Here is a 17,037-nt window from a genome sequence, read left to right as displayed (position 1 = left end):
TGTGCTGTGAATCGTGCGCGATGCCTCTGGTGTGGGGCGGTGGGTTCGATACACTGAGTCGGTGCGCCCGACTTGGGCACGTTGATCCGCAGAAACAAGATAGGGATTACTGTGAGCAGCTCCGTGAAATCTCCCAATCAGAAGGGAAACGGCTTCCTGTGGGCCGTCGTGGGTATCGTCGTGATCGCGGCGGTGATCGTGGGTTACATCGTGATAAACGGCCAGAACGCCAAGCGCGAGGCCATGATTGATACCGTGGCCTTCAGCAGCGAATGGGAGGGGAACACCATCACCCTGAAGGGGGAGGGGACGGATGAATCCACCCCGGTGGCCGACGTGTACGAGGACTTCTCCTGCCCCCACTGCGCCACCCTGGCGGAATCGGATCGCGCGAGCATGCGCGAGGCCGTGGATAACGGCGACCTGGTGGTGAAGATTCACCCGCTGGTGTTCATGGACAACACCAACCGGGATAAGGAGATGAGCGACGAGGAGAAGGACGGTAACTCCCACCGCGGCCTGGCCGCCGTGCTGGCTGCGGTGTCCTCCGAGGATCAGGGGCTGTACTGGAACCTGCGCAATTACATCTTTGAGAGCCAGGCGGACATCTTCAGCTCCAAGTGGGATAACGAGAAGTATGCCGAGGTGGCCAAGGAGTTGGGGGCTTCCGAGGAGACCGCCGCCGCCATCCGCGAGGGCAAGTACGCCGCACAGACCGACGAGGTGGGTTCCGCGAACGCCGCAGAGTTGGAAAAGACTGAGGCGGGTATCTCCTCGCCGCGCGTGTTCGTCAATGGCGAGGAAAAGCAGCTCGATCCCGGCGTGGATTGGGTGAGCCAGTACAAGCGCCAGTAAGGCGGCTTTTGCGGCTTCCTACCAGCGGGTTTGGTGCTTTTCTGGTGGTCGGGGTACATTAATTCTCGTTCGCATGAAGCACTCACCCGCTGCGGGGAGTACCGCGATACGGGGCTATGGCGCAGCTGGTAGCGCACCACACTGGCAGTGTGGGGGTCACGGGTTCGAATCCCGTTAGCTCCACAGAGTAAGGAAAGTTCCTCACCGAAAGTAACGGTGAGGAACTTTTTATTTTTCCCGCAAACGGTAATCCCACCCCGCCGCCGAGGGAAATAGAATAGGAATCATGACGAGCCATGATGATTCCGGTGTGCGTACTCTTTCCGCCGAGGAATGCCTAGAAAAACTCCGCAGCCTCACCCTGGGCCGCCTGGTGGTGCGCCGCAGCGAGGAGATGGACATCTTCCCGGTGAACTACGTGGTGGACGGGCACGGGGAGATCTACTTCCGCACCGCCGAGGGCACCAAGTTCTTTAGTCTGAGCCTTAACCCCGAGGTGCTCTTTGAGGCCGATGAGGTGGCCGAGGGGCAGGCGTGGTCCGTGGTGGTGCGCGGCAGTGCCAGCGTGCTGGGCACCGCCGAGGAGATGGAATACGCCGATTCCCTGCCGCTGCACCCCTGGGTGCCCACGCTGAAGTACAACTACGTGCGCGTGACGGTGGGGGAGATCAGCGGCCGGGCCTTTGCCCTGGGGGAGGAACCAGAGCGGTACTGATGGCGGAGACGTCACGCGAGGTTGTGCGCAAGTATCCCCGCCAAGCCGGTGCTGCCCAGGCCGAGGCGGCGGGACTGCGTTGGCTGGCGGAGGCCAGCGGGTGCGTGGCCGAGGTGGTGGAGGCAGACGAGGGAGTGATCGCCACCGTGCGCGTGGAGCAGGCGCGCCCCACCACCCGGGCCGCGCGGGTGGCGGGCCGGGAACTAGCCCGGATTCACGCCGCCGGTGCCCCCGCCTATGGCAGCCCGCCGCCGGGGTGGGCGGGGCCGTATTACATCGGTACCCAGGAGCAGGAATGCCGCCCCACTCAGGACTGGGCGCGGTTTTACGCCGAGCAGCGGGTTCTGCCCTTTGCCCGCCGCGCGTACCGGGTGGGCAACCTAGATGATGAGGGTTGGGCGGAGGTGCGTCGCGCACTAGAGGTGCTACCGGAGGTGATGCGGGCGCGCGGCTGGGATATGCCGCCCGCGCGGATTCACGGCGATCTCTGGGCGGGCAATCTGCTCTTTGGTTCCGCCGGGCCGGTGCTGATCGACCCCGCCGCGGACGGCGGCCACCCGGTAACGGACTTGGCCATGCTGGCGCTTTTTGGTGCCCCGCACCTGGAGGAGATCTACGCGGGCTATGCGGCGGAGGCCGCGCTGCCGGAGGACTGGCGCGAGAGCATACCGCTGCACCAATTGCACCCGCTGGCGGTGCACGCGCTCACCCACGGGCCGGGGTACGCCACGGATCTGGTGCGGGCGGCGCGGGCCACGGTATCTCTGGTGGCCCTGGCAGGCTAAATCAACGCCCCGGTAGAACCCTCCGTCACCACCACCAGGAATCCTGCGGGGTGGCGGGCAGGTGCCGCTTGTGCTCGCTTACCTGCCAGAGGTGTTCGATGCGCTCGGCGGCGGCCTGGGGCACGCGGCGGCCCTCCAGGTAGGCGTCGATATGCGCATAGGTGACCCCAAGGGCCTCCTCGTCGGGGAGGGCCGGGCGCTCGTCCTCCAGATCGGCGGTGGGTACCTTCGTCCAGGTTGAGGAGGGGGCGCCGAGGGCTTCGAGCAGGCGCGCACCCTGGTTCTTGCTCAGCCCGGCCAGGGGCAGGAGATCGGCGGCGCCGTCGCCGTGCTTGGTAAAGAATCCGGTGAGGTTTTCCGCGGCGTGATCTGTGCCGATCACCAGCAGTTTTTCCTGCCCGGCCAGGGCATACTGGGCCACCATGCGCTGCCGGGCCTTGATATTGCCCACGTGGAAGTCGTCCAGGTGCGTTACCCCCAGGGCGCTGGCGGCGGCGCGTGCGGTGGCGTCGGTAGCCTCCTTGATGTTGATGGTGGCGCGATGATCAGGAGCGATGAAGTCCAGGGCCACCTGGGCGTCGGCCTCATCGGCCTGCACGCCGTAGGGCAGCCGCAGCGCCCAGAAGCGTGCGGGGCGGGCGCGCTCCACGGCGAGTTGCGCCAGCCTGCCCGCCAGGGTGGAATCCTGCCCTCCGGAGATGCCCAGCACGAAGCCGCGCGCGCCGGTGGTGTGGAGATAATCCACCAGGAAATTTATGCGGCGCTCGATCTCTTTTTCTGGATCGATTAAGGAGGCCGTGTGCAGGGCGGATACGATCTCTTCTTGACGGGAATGGGGCAGCGGGGACATGGGTTTTGCCTCCCTTGGGTGACAGGATGGGCGGGTGCGTGAACAAACTTATGTGCTCACTGTAGCGCTCGTGGCGGCCTTCGGCGGGCTCCTCTTTGGCTATGACACCGGCGTGATGGCCGGGGCGCTGCTCTTTTTATCCCCGGAGTTTGGGCTCACGGCCTACCAGGAGGGCCTGGTGACCTCCGCGCTGCTGGCCGGTGCGGCCCTGGGCGCGGTGGGCTCCGGCTCGGTGGCGGCGGCGCTGGGGCGGCGTCGCACGCTGATCCTGGGCGGGGTGATCTTCGTCGGCGCCTCCGTCGGTTGCGCGGCGGCCACGGGGGTGACGAGCATGACGCTGGCGCGCCTGGTGCTGGGCCTGGCGGTGGGCATGGTGAGCATCGTGGTGCCCATGTACATCTCCGAGATGTCCCCGGCTCGCCTGCGCGGGCGCATGGTCTCGCTGAACACCCTGATGATCGTGGTGGGGCAACTGGCCGCCTACGTGGTCAATTCCGCGCTGGCCTCCGGCGGAAACTGGCGGCTCATGCTGGGCCTGGCCGCTGTGCCGGGGGTAGTGCTGGCCCTGGGCATGTTTTTCCTCCCCGATACCCCGGCCTGGTACGCGGCTAGGGGGCGTATCGACGCCGCCCGCCGCACCGCCGAGCGCGCCGGGGTGACGCTGGCGGAACTGGGGGTGGCGGAACCTGAGGGTCGCGGGCTTAAGTCAGAACGGCGCGGCGCGCGGGCGCAGTGGGGGCGCCTGCGCGGCGAGAGGTGGCTGGTCGCCGCCGTGGGCGTGGCCGTGGTGGTGGGCGTGATTCAGCAGATCACGGGAGTGAACGCCGTGGTGTACTTTGCGCCCACCATGATGAATAGCGTGGGTATTCCGGTGGAAAGCTCCGTGCATACCTCCCTGGTGATCGGGGTGGTGAGCGTGATCTCCTGCTACGTGGGGCTGCGGATCGTAGATCGCGTGGGGCGCAAGCGCCTGCTTTGCCTGGGGCTGATGGGTAACGTGTGCGCGCTGGTGGGGTTGGCGGTGGCCTATTCCTTTGCCAGCGAGTACGCGGCGGCGGCCTGGATCTCCCTGGCGATGATGGCGTTCTTCATGGTCTCGCAGCAGGCGGCGGTATCTTTGACCACCTGGCTTTTGATCTCCGAGCTGGTTCCGTTGCCGGTGCGCGGCGTGGGCATGGGGGCGGCTGGCCTGGCGCTGTGGTTGGCTAACTGGGCCGTGGCGCAGTTCTTCCTCCCCCTGGTGGAGGCCGTGAGCGGGCAGGGGGCCTTCCTGATCTTCGCGGCCCTGGGGCTGGTGGCGCTGTGGTTTGTGCGCCGCTGCGTGCCGGAGACGGCGGGCCTGAGCCTGGATGAGGTGGGGGAGGGCTTCCAGCGGCGTTTTGGTGGCGCGGCGGGGGTGCGGTAGTATTTTCCTCCGTGTCATGGCCGTGCTTGCCGGGAATCATGCCCGGAATGAGGTGGCGGCCACAGGAAATGTAGCGCATACAGGAAGGAGCGCCCGATGAAGGTCCGCAAGTCGCTTCGGTCGCTGAAGAACAAGCCGGGCGCCCAGGTTGTGCGTCGCCACGGTAAGGTCTACGTGATTAATAAGAAGGATCCGCGTTTCAAGGCTCGCCAGGGCTAAGTGACGCCTCCTGGGATACCGCTCACCTCCGACGGGGTGAGCGGTTTTTCTGTGTGTCCATCTCCCCCTTAGCCCCTTATCGACGCCCCGATTGCCTCACATTGCAAGGGTTGAGAGAGGTTTGCCATAGCTTCGCGTGGCGGCGCGGCGAAAGTGCAGGTGGGAATCTCAGCGATGTAGTTAGGCGCCCCGGCTTGCTTCAATATGTGGGGTTCCGGGCGGGGGCCAACTGGGAATATCGACGGTGTAACTACTATATATTGTGGCGGTTGCGCCGATTGACCACAAAGTATAGTGTCGTTTCATGTCGCCGGGAACGGCGTGAAGGTTTGAACAAACAAGCAGGATAAGGGCTTTTCCGGCGTGCGCGCCGGGGATCTTGAGGCCCAAAGAACGCAAAGTTGAGGACATTATGGCTATCACCGTGTACACCAAGCCCGCCTGCATGCAGTGCAACGCCACCAAGAAGGCGCTGGATCGGGCAGGCCTGGATTACACGCTCGTGGACATCTCCTTGGACGATGAGGCCCGCGATTACGTCCTCGCCCTGGGCTACCTCCAGGCCCCCGTGGTGGAGGTGGGCGGTGAACACTGGTCCGGCTTCCGCCCGGAGCGCATCCGCGAGCTGAGCGCGCGGGTGGCGTAAACCCAACCGGCATGAACTAACCCCGTGGCCACCGAGGAAAACGGTGGCCACACGTGTATGAACAAGCGAAAGGAAGTGGGGCAGTGCTCGTCGTGTACTTCTCCTCGGCCACGGAAAACACCCATCGCTTCGTGCACAAGCTCGGCTTTCCCACGGCGCGGATTCCCCTGCGCCGCACGGAAGCTCCGCTGCGGGTGGAGGAACCCTACGTGCTGGTGTGTCCCACGTACGGGGGAGGGGCGTCGATAAGCCACCAAAACTCCCGTCCCGTGCCCACCCAGGTGATTCGATTCCTCAATGATGAGCGCAATCGCTCACTCATTCGAGCGGTGGTATCCAGCGGAAACACCAACTTTGGGGCCGATTATGGCAAGGCGGGCGACGTGATTGCCGCCAAGTGCCACGTGCCCTATGTGTATCGTTTTGAGTTGCTGGGGACCGAGGAGGATGTGCAGATCCTCCGCGAGGGGCTGCTCAGCAACGCGGAGGCGCTGGGCCTGCATGCCCCGGCCGTGGCCTCCCGATAACAGACTTGCAAGTTCAATTCCATATCTGCGAAAGGCGCAAAGAGAGTGACCGATAAGGGAAAGACCGTGGCGGAGCCGGTGGCTCCGGCGGAGCAGACCGACTACCACGCGCTCAACGCGCTGCTGAACCTCTACGACGAGGACGGTCGGATTCAGTTTGATAAGGACCGCGACGCGGCCAAGCAGTTTTTCCTCCAGCACGTCAACCAGAACACCGTGTACTTCCACGATCTGCGCGAAAAGCTGGATTACCTGGTGGAAAACAAGTACTACGATCCCGAGGTGCTGGCGCGCTACGACTTTGAGTTCATTAAGGACCTGTTCAAGCGGGCCTACGGATTCAAGTTCCGCTTTAGCACCTTCCTGGGGGCGTACAAGTACTACACCTCCTACACCCTCAAGACCTTTGACGGCCGCCGCTACCTAGAGCGCTTTGAGGATCGCGTGTCCATGGTGGCCCTGGCTCTGGCCGACGGCGACGAGGCCCTGGCCGAGCACCTGGTGGATGAGATCATGTCCGGGCGCTTCCAGCCCGCCACCCCCACCTTCCTCAACGAGGGCAAGGCCCAGCGTGGCGAGCCGGTGTCCTGCTTCCTGCTGCGTATCGAGGACAACATGGAGTCCATCGGACGCTCCATCAATTCCGCGCTGCAACTCTCCAAGCGCGGCGGCGGCGTGGCGCTGCTGCTGAGCAACCTGCGCGAGGCCGGCGCGCCCATCAAGCACATCGAGAATCAGTCCTCCGGCGTGATCCCGGTGATGAAGCTCCTGGAGGATTCCTTCTCCTACGCCAACCAGCTCGGCGCGCGCCAGGGCGCCGGCGCGGTGTACCTCAACGCGCACCACCCGGACATTCTCAGCTTCCTGGACACCAAGCGCGAGAATGCCGACGAGAAAATCCGCATTAAGACGCTCTCTCTCGGCGTGGTGATCCCGGACATCACCTTCGAGCTGGCCAAACGAAACGATGACATGTACCTGTTCTCCCCCTATGACGTGGAGCGGGTGTACGGCAAGCCCTTCGCGGACGTCTCCGTCACGGAACTCTACGACGAGATGGTGGAGGACCCGCGTATCCGCAAGTCCAAGATCAACGCCCGGCAGTTCTTCCAGACCCTGGCGGAGATTCAGTTTGAGTCCGGCTACCCGTACATCATGTTCGAGGACACCGCTAACGCGGCCAATCCCATCGCGGGCCGGGTAAACATGTCCAATCTGTGCTCGGAGATCTTGCAGGTGAACACCCCCTCCACCTTCAACGCCGACCTGAGCTATGAGACCGTGGGCGACGATATTTCCTGCAACCTCGGTTCCCTCAACATCGCCATGACGATGGATTCCCCGGACTTTGGCCTCACCGTGGAAACCGCGATTCGCGGCCTGACTGCAGTGTCCAACCAGACGGCCATTGATTCGGTTCCCTCCATCCGCAAGGGCAACGACGCCGCCCACGCCATCGGCCTGGGGCAGATGAACCTGCACGGCTATCTGGGGCGCGAGCACATTCGCTATGGCTCCGAGGAAGGCCTGGACTTCACCAACGCCTACTTTGCGGCCATCCTGTACGCCGCGCTGCGCGCCTCCAACAAGATCGCCCGCGAGCGCGGCGAGACCTTCGAGGGCTTTGCGGATTCCGAGTACGCCGATGGTTCCTACTTTGATCGCTTCAACCCGGCGGAGTTCCTGCCCCAGATCCCCAAGGTCAAGGCGCTCTTTGAGGCCTCCTCCGCGCACATTCCCACCGAACAGGAATGGGCGGATCTCAAGGCTGCGGTGATGAAGGACGGCATCTATAACCGCTACCTCCAGGCGGTGCCGCCCACCGGCTCCATCTCCTACATCAACAACTCCACCTCCTCGATCCACCCGATCGCCTCCAAGATTGAGATCCGCAAGGAGGGCAAGATCGGGCGCGTATACTACCCGGCACCGCACATGGACAATGAAAACCTCGAATACTTCGAGGACGCCTACGACATTGGGTTTGAAAAGATCATTGACACCTACGCGGTGGCCACTCGGTACGTGGACCAGGGGCTTTCCCTCACGCTCTTTTTCAAGGACACGGTGACCACCCGTGACATCAACCGGGCGCAGATCTACGCCTGGCGCAAGGGCATCAAGACGCTTTACTACATCCGCCTGCGTCAGGTGGCCCTGGAGGGCACCGAGGTGGAGGGCTGCGTGAGCTGCATGCTGTAGATCATTCCTTATATATATAAGGAAAAGAGCGCGCCCCGCTTCCTTTCACTGAGAAAGGGTGGGCGCGCTCTTGTTCGCGCGCTATTTTATGTACTGCGTTGAGGTACTGCTCTGAGTATTGGGCAGCGCCGCGCGTGCGGCACCGCCGTGGGGCCTCGGTGAAAGCCTTGGGGGATTACTCGCCGCGGGAGGCTAGCTCGGCGTCGATACGCAGAATGCCGGAGCCATCGGTACCGGCCAGCTCCAGGCGATCCAGGATCTCGGAGACGGTGGACTCCTCCTCGATCTGCTCGTCCAGGAACCAGTCGATCATCGGGCGGGAATCCCAATCCTGCACCTCGGCCTGGAGAGCGGCCAGGTTGCGGATGGAGGCGGAAACCTTGCGCTCGTGCTCCAGGGAAGCCTCGAAGGCCTCCTTGGCGTTGGACACGGAGATCTTCGGGGTGGGGATGTCCTGGATCTGGGGGACGTAGCCGCGATCCAGCAGGTGCTGGGCGAAGCGCTCGGCGTGCTCCAGTTCCTCGTCGTGCTGCTTCTTCATCCAGTCGCGCATACCGCTCAGCCCCAGATCGTCGAGGACGTAGGAGAGCTGGAGGTAGATCAGGGAGGCCTCGATCTCCATCGTGACCTGCTCGTTGAATGCCTTTGCCAGTTTGTCGTTGATAGCCATGATTCAGAGAATAGACCGATTAATGAGGGCTGTCATCTGAGGTAAGGCGAATAAATGTGAGGTTAGGCGAAGGTGTCTCCCCTGGTCGTGGGGGCGTCGTGGGGCCGTTGTGGGGGCCGGTATGGGGCCACTGTGAAGCCTTTGTGAGGCCGCAAGCGGGAATTGGCGGGGAAGTGATGGAAAGGATACCGGGTTGCCGTGGCGAGGCTGCGGGGTAGCGGTAGGGTGGAGGAAGTGCGCTCAGGAGCGCAGAAAAATACCGAAAACTTTTGGAGGTCACCGCATGGCTCCGCAGCCGGAATCCTACGAGGAATACCTGGTCAGCCACCCCAAGCCTGTGCAGGCAATCAACTGGAACGAGATTCCCGATGAGAAGGATCTGGAGGTCTGGGATCGCCTCACCGGCAACTTCTGGCTGCCGGAAAAGGTGCCCGTGTCCAACGACATCAAGAGTTGGAGCACCCTCAACGAGCTGGAGCGCCAGACCACCATGCGCGTGTTCACCGGCCTCACCCTGTTGGATACCATTCAGGGCACCGTGGGCGCGGTCTCTCTGCTTCCCGACGCCACCTCCCTCCACGAGGAGGCGGTGCTCACCAACATCGCGTTTATGGAGTCCGTGCACGCCAAGAGCTACTCCAATATCTTCATGACGCTGGCCTCCACCCCGGAGATCAACGATGCCTTCCGGTGGTCCGAGGAGAATGAGAATCTTCAGCGCAAGGCCAAGATCGTGCTCTCCTATTACGAGGGGGGCGATCCGCTCAAGCGCAAGGTGGCCTCCACGCTGCTGGAGTCCTTCCTCTTCTACTCTGGCTTTTACCTGCCTATGTATTGGTCCTCGCACGCCAAGCTCACCAACACGGCGGACATAATCCGCCTCATCATCCGCGATGAGGCCGTGCACGGCTATTACATCGGCTATAAGTACCAGCAGGGGGTGCGTGCCTCGGAGCAGCAGCGGCGCGACGAACTCAAGGAATACACCTTTGACCTGCTCTATGACCTCTATGACAACGAGAGCCAGTACACCGAGGATCTCTACGACGGCCTGGGCTGGACCGAGGACGTCAAGCGCTTCCTGCGCTACAACGCCAACAAGGCGCTGAATAACCTGGGCTATGAGGGGCTCTTCCCGGCCGATGAGACGCGGGTCTCCCCGGCGATTCTCTCCGCGCTGTCCCCGAACGCCGATGAGAACCATGACTTCTTCTCCGGCTCCGGTTCCTCCTACGTGATCGGCAAGGCGGAAAATACCACCGACGATGACTGGGACTTCTAGCGCTTATCGACGTCCCCTCCGGGGTGCGCGGAGGAGTATACGGGGGAGTGCGCCAGGGGCGCGCTCAATCTAAAGGTTGATTCACACTGGGGGTAGTTTTTCCGGGGTCGGGGTGCGCTGCCGGGGTGGCGGCGCACCTTAAAATGTGGAAAAGGTCACTGATCCGGCAGGGGAGTGTGGCCCTGGGGCGTGGCCGGGCACCTACAAGGGCTGGGGTAACGCTGAAAAACGCTAAGAAAACTGGCAGGGTGCTTGGTGAAAATCCCTGCTGCGCGGCCCTTTGTGACTGGTGGGACGGCTGGAAAATGTGCTCATGCGTGTTTTATTATGAAGCGGTAGAAAACTTGGATAACCCTGTGTTCCCGAGGGTTGTCTCATAGTCAGGAGGATCGAATGACTGCTGTGGCACCGCGGCTCGATGACTACGTCGAGCCCGTCCGTCCCGCGCCAACGGGTAATGCCCGCATGGGTACCAAGATGTGGAAGATGCTCACCACCACGGATCACAAAGAACTGGGCATCATGTACATCATCATGTCGCTGGTGTGGTTCTTCGCCGGTGGCCTGATGGCGCTGCTGATCCGCGCGGAGTTGTTCACGCCGGGCTTGCAGTACCTGTCCAATGAGCAGTTCAACCAGCTCTTCACCATGCACGGCACCATCATGCTGCTGGCCTTTGGTACCCCGATCGTGTGGGGCTTTGCCAACTACGTGCTGCCCTTGCAGATCGGTGCCCCCGACGTCGCCTTCCCCCGCCTGAACGCCTTTGGTTTCTGGATCACCCAGGTGGGTGTGGTGGCCATGCTCGCGGGCTTTATCACCCCCGGCGGCGCGGCGGACTTCGGCTGGACCATGTACTCCCCGCTGTCCGACGCCATCCACACTCCCGGCGTGGGCGCGGACTTCTGGATTGTGGGCGTGGGCGCCACCGGCGTGGGCACCGTGGCCTCCGCCATCAACATGGTGACCACCATTCTCTGTCTGCGTGCACCGGGCATGACGATGTTCCGCATGCCCATCTTCTCCTGGAACATCTTTGTGGCCTCCGTGATCGCCCTGCTGATCTTCCCGCTCCTCCTGGCGGCGGCCCTGGGTATTCTCTATGACCGCAAGCTGGGCGGCCACATCTACGACCCCGCTAACGGCGGCTCGATCCTGTGGCAGCACCTCTTCTGGTTCTTCGGTCACCCCGAGGTGTACGTGCTGGCGCTGCCCTTCTTCGGCATCGTCTCCGAGGTCATTCCGGTGTTCTCCCGCAAGCCGATGTTCGGCTACGTGGGCCTGGTCTTTGCCACCCTCTCCATCGGTGCGCTGTCCATGGCCGTGTGGGCTCACCACATGTTCGTTACCGGCGCGGTGCTGCTGCCCTTCTTCTCCTTCATGACCTTCCTGATCTCCGTGCCCACCGGCGTGAAGTTCTTTAACTGGACGGGCACCATGTGGAAGGGCCACATCACCTGGGAGACCCCGATGGTGTGGGCCGTGGGCTTCATCTCCACGTTCCTCTTCGGTGGCCTCACCGGCATCATGCTGGCCTCCCCGCCGCTGGACTTCCAGCTGGCAGAGTCCTACTTCCTCATCGCGCACTTCCACTACACCCTCTTTGGCACCGTGGTGTTTGCCTCCTTCTCCGGCATTTACTTCTGGTTCCCCAAGATGACGGGCCGCATGCTGGACGAGCGCCTGGGCAAGATCCACTTCTGGCTGACCTTCGTGGGCTTCCACGGCACCTTCCTGGTGCAGCACTGGCTGGGCAACATGGGTATGCCGCGTCGCTACGCCGACTACTTGGATACCGATGGATTCACCACCCTCAACCAGATCTCTACGATCTTCTCCTTCCTACTCGGTTGTTCCGTGCTGCCGTTCGTGTGGAACGTGTTTAAGTCCTGGCGCTACGGCGAGGTTGTCACCGTGGACGATCCGTGGGGCTACAGCAACTCCCTGGAGTGGGTCACCTCCTGCCCGCCCCCGCGTCACAACTTCGTCTCCCTGCCGCGTATCCGCTCGGAGCGCCCCGCCTTCGAGCTGCACTACCCGCACATGGTGGAGCGTATGCGCCGCGAGGCACACACGGGTGGCGGCCACTAGGCCACCGGGAACCTACTGACTACACATAAACCAAAGTCCCTCCGGTTTTTATCCCCGGAGGGACTTTGTCATGTGCGAGAATAAAACGGTGGACAATAAAAACACTCATATTCCCCAGTCTCCCGCGGTGATCACCGTCACCGGCCCGAACCGCCCCGGCGTTTCCGCCGTGTTCTTTCAAGTGCTGGCCTCCCGCGAGGTTCAATTGCTTGATGTGGAGCAGTCCGATTTCCGGGGCAGGCTCTCCCTGGCGGCCTTTGTGAATCTCCCGGATTCGGTGGCAGAAGGCCTACCGGAGGAACTGAATGCCGCGCTTAACCCCCTCGAACAGCGAGTGCTGGTGGAGCGCAACGCGGAACAGATCGCTGCACGTCCCCGTTCCACGCATGCGGTGGTGATGCTGGGCCATCAGGTGTGCGCGGCGGACGTCTCCGCGGTGGGCCGGGTCCTGGCGGATCACGGCGCGAATATCGACCGTATCCGGGGGATCTCGGACTACCCGGTCACCGGCTTGGAACTCTCCATTACCGTGGCGGATTCCTCCCCGGAGGGCGTGGCGGGATTGCGCAAGGCCCTGGCCGAGCACACCCAGGAGGCGGGCGTGGACATCGCCGTGGAGCGCGCGGGCCTGGCGCGCAGGTCTAAGCGCCTGGTGTGCTTTGATTGCGATTCCACCCTGATCACCGGGGAGGTCATTGAGATGCTGGCCGCCCACGCCGGGCGAGAGGAGGAGGTGGCCCGCGTCACGGAGCGGGCTATGCGGGGAGAGATTGACTTTGAGGAGTCGCTGCGCGAGCGGGTGGCCGCGCTCAAGGGGTTGCCGGAGTCGGTGCTTGATGAGGTGGCGGCGGACATCGTGCTGACCCCCGGTGCGCGCACCACGGTGCGCACCCTCAAGCGCATGGGGTACACGGTGGCGGTGGTCTCCGGGGGGTTCACGCAGGTGCTAGAGGATCTCACCGAGGAACTGGGGGTGGATTACGTGCGCGCCAATACCCTGGAGATTCACGAGGGGGTGCTCACCGGACGGGTGATCGGTGAGGTGGTGGATCGTGCGGCCAAGGCGCGCTTCCTGCGCGATTTCGCGGAGGAGAACCACATCGACATGGATCAGACCGTGGCGGTGGGCGATGGGGCCAATGATATTGACATGATTTTCGCAGCGGGTCTGGGCATTGCGTTTAACGCCAAGCCCGCCCTGCGGGAGGTTGCCGATACCGCGGTGACGCACCCCTTCCTGGACGAGGTGCTGCATATCCTGGGGATCCCGCGCGATGAGGTGGAGGCCGCAGAAAAGGAGGCGGGAACCTACCGCCGGGTGCCGCTGGGCACCGATTAGGAAGAGGCGGCCACCAGGCGGCGCAGCGCGCCGCGCACCTTCTCCCCGTCCGTGGTGGACCAGAACTGCGGCATGGAGGCGCGCAGGAAGCCGCCGTAGCGCTTGGTCACGATCCTGCGATCCAGCACGGCCACCACGCCGCGATCGTTCACCGAGCGCAGCAGCCGCCCGGCTCCCTGCGCCAGCAGCAGGGCCGCGTGGGTGGCGGCCACCTCCATGAAGCCGTTGCGGCCCTCGGCGTCGGCGGCCTCCTTGCGGGCCTGGAGCAGGGGATCGTCAGGGCGGGGGAAGGGGATGCGGTCGATGAGCACGAGGGAGCAGGAGGGGCCGGGTACGTCCACGCCCTGCCACAGGGTGAGGGTGCCAAAGAGGCAGGTGTTCTCATTGCGGGAAAAGGCGTCCACGAGCGCGCCGGTGCTGTCCTCGCCCTGAAGCAGAATGTCAAAGGGCAGACGGGCCCGGAGTTTCTCCGCGGCCAGTTGCGCGGCGCGGCGAGAGGAAAAGAGCCCCAGGGTGCGGCCCCCGGCGGCGGTGATGAGGTCGGCCATCTCATCGAGGGATTCGGGGGTGGGGCCCTCGCGGCCGGGATCGGGCAGGGCGGTGGGTACGTACATGATCCCGGAGCGCTGGGGATCAAAGGGGGTACCGGCGTCGAGGCCGTCCCAGGTGCCCTTGGGTAGCCCCCAAGCGGCCGCGAGGGCCTTGAAGTTGCCGCCCACCGAGAGGGTGGCGGAGGTGAGCACCACGGTGTTCTCCGCAAAGAGCCGGGTGTGCAGCAATCCCGCCACGGAGAGCGGGGCCACGGTCAGGGAGGTGCCCCGGCGTTCGTCCACGGTGAGCCACACGACGTCGCTTTGCTGGCTGGGGTCGGAGGTATCAAAGACCTCCAGCATGCGCACCAGGGCGTCGTGCAGTTCCAGCAGGTGTGCGGAAAGGTTGTGACGCTCGGCAAAGGTCTCGGGATCGTTGGCGGATTCCCCCTCGGGGGCCTTGGCGATGCGGGAGCGGGTGCCCCAGATTTCATCGCGCAGGGCCACCAGTAGGCTGCGGGTGTGATCGTCCACGCTGGTCCAGCGGCCCACCTCCAGGGAGGGGACGTGGGCGTCCCAGGTATCGGCGGCGTCGATAAGCTTGGCGTCCTGGCCGTCCGCGCCGAGTTTGCCCGCGCGCTTGGCGGCCAGGGTCAGCGCGGTGCCGGTGATGTGGGCGGTGGCCACGGCGGTAATGCGGCCGTCGAGTTCGTGGGCCTCGTCCACGATCACCACCTCGTGTTCGGGGAGCACGGGGGCGTCGGAGAGGGCGTCGATGGCAAGTAGCGCGTGGTTGGTTACCACCACGTCCACGTTGCGGGTGGCCTGGCGGGCTAGTTCCGCGAAGCATTCCTCGCCGTGCGGGCAGCGGTTGGCGCCGATGCATTCGTTGGAGGTGACGGAGACGTGCCGCCAGACCTGGTCGGGCACGCCGGGTTCGAGGTCATCGCGGTCCCCAGTCTCGGTTTCCTGTGCCCAGTCCGTTACCCGCCGGATATGGCGACCCAGCCAGCCCAGTTCCTCCTCGTCGAGCAGGGCCTCCTGTTCCTCGGGCTCCTCGCGGGCGATCTTGTTGAGGCAGAGGTAATTGGAGCGGCCCTTTTGAATGGCAAAGGTGGGGCGGTGCTCCATCAGGGGCTCCAGGGCGTCCGCCAGGCGGGGGAGATCCCGATCCACCAGTTGGCGCTGAAGCGCGATGGTGGCGGTGGAGACGATCACGGTGTTGCCGGTGGCCTGGGCGTGCCGCAGCGCGGGAATGAGATAGGCCAGGGACTTTCCGGTACCCGTACCCGCCTGCACCGCGAGGTGACGCTCCTTTTCCATCGCGGCGGTGACCGCCTGGGCCATGCGCACCTGCCCCTCGCGCCGCGCCCCGCCCAGGGCGGAGACGGCCGCGTCTAGGAGATCGTCGGTGGAGGGGCTAAGGGGAGCGTCGGGCATGGTCAATCAGTGTAGCTGGCGGGGGCGACGCCGCCGGAATGCCCGGTAGGTGGCGTCGATAGCCACGAAGGCTAGCACGCTGAGGCCAAAGTAGGGGGCGAAAATGCCATAGACCACCAAGATGAGCAGGAAGCAGATCAGGGCCGGGCGGGAGACGTTCTCCCAGCTCCTCGGGGCGGGCAGGCGGCCAAAGGAGGAACCCTTGCCGCGCCGCCACCACATGATGTATCCCAGCACGATGGAGGCGAGCAGCCCCACCGCCAGCCCCACCAAAACGAGCTGGTTGAGCAGGCCGAGCAGGATTCCCATGTGCGCGCGGATCAGCCACTCGCTGAGTTTGGCGGGCAGCGACCATGAGGAAAACGGCACGGTATCCACCACCTCGCCGGTAGCGGCATTGATGGCCACGGCGTCATAGCTGAACACCCAGGGCTGCGCGGTAGACTCCGCCACCGTCCACACATCGGGGGCCTCCGGTTCCGTGGGGGCCGTGGCGGTGAGGAACCCGGTGAGCCCGGCCTCCCGCGCGGCGGCGATGGCGGCGTCGGCCCCGGCGTCACCCGCCGCAGCGGCGTCTGCGGGTGCGTCCTCGGATTGCGCCCCGGCGCTCAGTGGAGCGGTGGCGGTGACGTCCGGGGTGGGGCGGCGCCAATCCAACTGCGTGCGGATCTCCCCGATCGTGCCTCCGGAGGTGCTAGACCAGGTAAGCCCGGTGACGGTGAGGAAGAGGAAACCCGGAATACACAGCAGGCCCACCAGGGAGTGCCAGCGGCGCGGCTTGTTCTTTTTACTGGTGGAACGCCGCCAGCGCTGGAAGAGGAGGAAGGCCCCGGTGAGCGTCATCGCCCCCAGCCAGGAGGCCGCCATCTCCGAATAGAAGCGGCCCGGCTCCCCCAGCCACAGGTTCGCGTGCCCCTCGCTGAGCAGGGCGCGCAGCGGCAGGGAACTGGAACTGCCGTACTGCGGCATGTCTCCCAGTACCTCGCCGCTGACGGGGTCGATGAACACCGCCTGCTTATAACTGCTGCTGGGCAGGGCGGGATCGAGGAAGAGCACGCGCATGGTGGCGTCCTCGCGGTCATTGACCTGTACCCCGGCGAGTTCCAGATCGGGGTGTACCTCCCGGGCAATGTCGATGGCCTCGGCGGCGGAGATGTGCTCCCCGGTGGCCTCGGTGGTGAGCACATCGCGGTAAACCATCTGTTCCAGGGTGGGGGCGATGGCATAGGCCAGGCCGGTAAGCGCCGCCAGCACCAGGAAGGGTGCCACCAGGATTCCGGCCCAACTGTGCATGCGGTACAGCGTGGCGCGCAGGTTTCCGGCCCTGCGCGTCCGTGTGGTGGGGGCCGTGCGGCGGTTACCCTGCTGCCTTTGTGCGTCCTTGCCTGCGTCCGCCGTGGGGCGGGCGGAATCCGGGGAAGCATCCTGAGCGGACGGCTTTGGCTGCCCGGAAAACTCGGTGGAAGTGTTCATGTCCTAGA

Annotated in this window: 15 protein-coding genes and 1 tRNA gene; 12 read left to right on the top strand and 4 right to left on the bottom strand. The window is 64.3% G+C overall.

Annotation, left to right across the window (positions count from 1 at the left end; all coding sequences use genetic code 11):
- The first annotated feature begins 111 nt into the window (after positions 1-111).
- The 4 genes from OLW90_RS09200 (at position 112) to OLW90_RS09185 (ending at position 2,355) form a co-directional block, all read left to right on the top strand.
- Positions 112-855 carry a DsbA family protein gene (locus OLW90_RS09200; RefSeq protein WP_319649802.1) on the top strand — a complete coding sequence of 248 codons (744 nt, stop codon included), beginning with the start codon at positions 112-114 and terminating at the stop codon, positions 853-855.
- Between the two features lie 110 nt (positions 856-965).
- Positions 966-1,038 (top strand) — tRNA-Ala (locus tag OLW90_RS09195).
- A 103-nt stretch (positions 1,039-1,141) separates the two neighbouring features.
- Complete coding sequence (locus OLW90_RS09190) at positions 1,142-1,570, top strand: pyridoxamine 5'-phosphate oxidase family protein (RefSeq protein ID WP_319649800.1); 429 nt, start codon at positions 1,142-1,144, stop codon at positions 1,568-1,570.
- Positions 1,570-2,355: a fructosamine kinase family protein gene (locus OLW90_RS09185; protein ID WP_319649799.1), complete on the top strand. Its 786-nt coding sequence runs from the start codon at positions 1,570-1,572 to the stop codon at positions 2,353-2,355. Before OLW90_RS09190 ends, OLW90_RS09185 begins: the two co-directional genes overlap by 1 nt.
- Positions 2,356-2,380: 25 nt before the next feature.
- Here the strand turns inward: OLW90_RS09185 and nadE are convergent, their stop codons facing one another.
- A complete protein-coding gene (nadE, locus tag OLW90_RS09180; protein ID WP_319649798.1) occupies positions 2,381-3,205 on the bottom strand; it encodes an ammonia-dependent NAD(+) synthetase in 825 nt (274 codons plus the stop codon).
- 34 nt (positions 3,206-3,239) lie between these two features.
- Between nadE and OLW90_RS09175 the strand changes: the two genes are divergently transcribed.
- The 5 genes from OLW90_RS09175 to nrdE all read left to right on the top strand — a co-directional run bounded on the left by OLW90_RS09175 (position 3,240) and on the right by nrdE (position 8,204).
- Positions 3,240-4,610 (top strand): sugar porter family MFS transporter, encoded by a 1,371-nt coding sequence (locus OLW90_RS09175; RefSeq protein WP_319649797.1) that lies wholly within the window; start codon positions 3,240-3,242, stop codon positions 4,608-4,610.
- Positions 4,611-4,706: 96 nt separating this feature from the next.
- Positions 4,707-4,829, top strand: a complete 123-nt coding sequence (gene ykgO / locus OLW90_RS09170) for a type B 50S ribosomal protein L36 (RefSeq protein ID WP_005288826.1) — start codon at positions 4,707-4,709, stop codon at positions 4,827-4,829.
- A 412-nt stretch (positions 4,830-5,241) separates the two neighbouring features.
- Positions 5,242-5,475 (top strand): glutaredoxin-like protein NrdH, encoded by a 234-nt coding sequence (gene nrdH / locus OLW90_RS09165; RefSeq protein ID WP_319649794.1) that lies wholly within the window; start codon positions 5,242-5,244, stop codon positions 5,473-5,475.
- 83 nt (positions 5,476-5,558) lie between these two features.
- Complete coding sequence (gene nrdI / locus OLW90_RS09160; RefSeq protein ID WP_319649793.1) at positions 5,559-6,002, top strand: class Ib ribonucleoside-diphosphate reductase assembly flavoprotein NrdI; 444 nt, start codon at positions 5,559-5,561, stop codon at positions 6,000-6,002.
- Positions 6,003-6,047: 45 nt separating this feature from the next.
- Positions 6,048-8,204 carry a class 1b ribonucleoside-diphosphate reductase subunit alpha gene (gene nrdE, locus OLW90_RS09155; RefSeq protein ID WP_319649792.1) on the top strand — a complete coding sequence of 719 codons (2,157 nt, stop codon included), beginning with the start codon at positions 6,048-6,050 and terminating at the stop codon, positions 8,202-8,204.
- Positions 8,205-8,379: 175 nt separating this feature from the next.
- Here the strand turns inward: nrdE and OLW90_RS09150 are convergent, their stop codons facing one another.
- Entirely contained in the window at positions 8,380-8,874 is a 495-nt protein-coding gene (locus OLW90_RS09150) for a ferritin (protein WP_319649791.1), read from the bottom strand.
- Positions 8,875-9,157: 283 nt separating this feature from the next.
- Here OLW90_RS09150 and nrdF point away from each other — a divergent pair, with 283 nt between their 5' ends.
- The 3 genes from nrdF to serB all read left to right on the top strand — a co-directional run bounded on the left by nrdF (position 9,158) and on the right by serB (position 13,586).
- Positions 9,158-10,156, top strand: coding sequence for a class 1b ribonucleoside-diphosphate reductase subunit beta (nrdF, locus tag OLW90_RS09145; RefSeq protein WP_319649790.1), 999 nt, complete (start codon positions 9,158-9,160; stop codon positions 10,154-10,156).
- Positions 10,157-10,549: 393 nt separating this feature from the next.
- Complete coding sequence (gene ctaD / locus OLW90_RS09140; RefSeq protein WP_319649789.1) at positions 10,550-12,247, top strand: cytochrome c oxidase subunit I; 1,698 nt, start codon at positions 10,550-10,552, stop codon at positions 12,245-12,247.
- 70 nt (positions 12,248-12,317) lie between these two features.
- On the top strand, positions 12,318-13,586 hold the full coding sequence (gene serB, locus OLW90_RS09135) for a phosphoserine phosphatase SerB (RefSeq protein WP_319649787.1): 1,269 nt from the start codon (positions 12,318-12,320) through the stop codon (positions 13,584-13,586).
- Here the strand turns inward: serB and OLW90_RS09130 are convergent.
- Positions 13,583-15,556 carry an ATP-dependent DNA helicase gene (locus tag OLW90_RS09130; RefSeq protein WP_319649786.1) on the bottom strand — a complete coding sequence of 658 codons (1,974 nt, stop codon included), beginning with the start codon at positions 15,554-15,556 and terminating at the stop codon, positions 13,583-13,585. The two genes, serB and OLW90_RS09130, sit on opposite strands and share 4 nt — an antisense overlap.
- Before the next feature lie 6 nt (positions 15,557-15,562).
- Entirely contained in the window at positions 15,563-17,029 is a 1,467-nt protein-coding gene (locus tag OLW90_RS09125; protein ID WP_319649785.1) for a PepSY domain-containing protein, read from the bottom strand.
- Positions 17,030-17,037: the final 8 nt, after the last annotated feature.

It is taken from the genome of Corynebacterium sp. 21KM1197 (genome assembly GCF_033783015.1).
GTDB lineage: Bacteria > Actinomycetota > Actinomycetes > Mycobacteriales > Mycobacteriaceae > Corynebacterium.
Note: the sequence above shows the minus strand (reverse complement) of the source record. Positions and strands in the feature narration are given on the sequence as shown.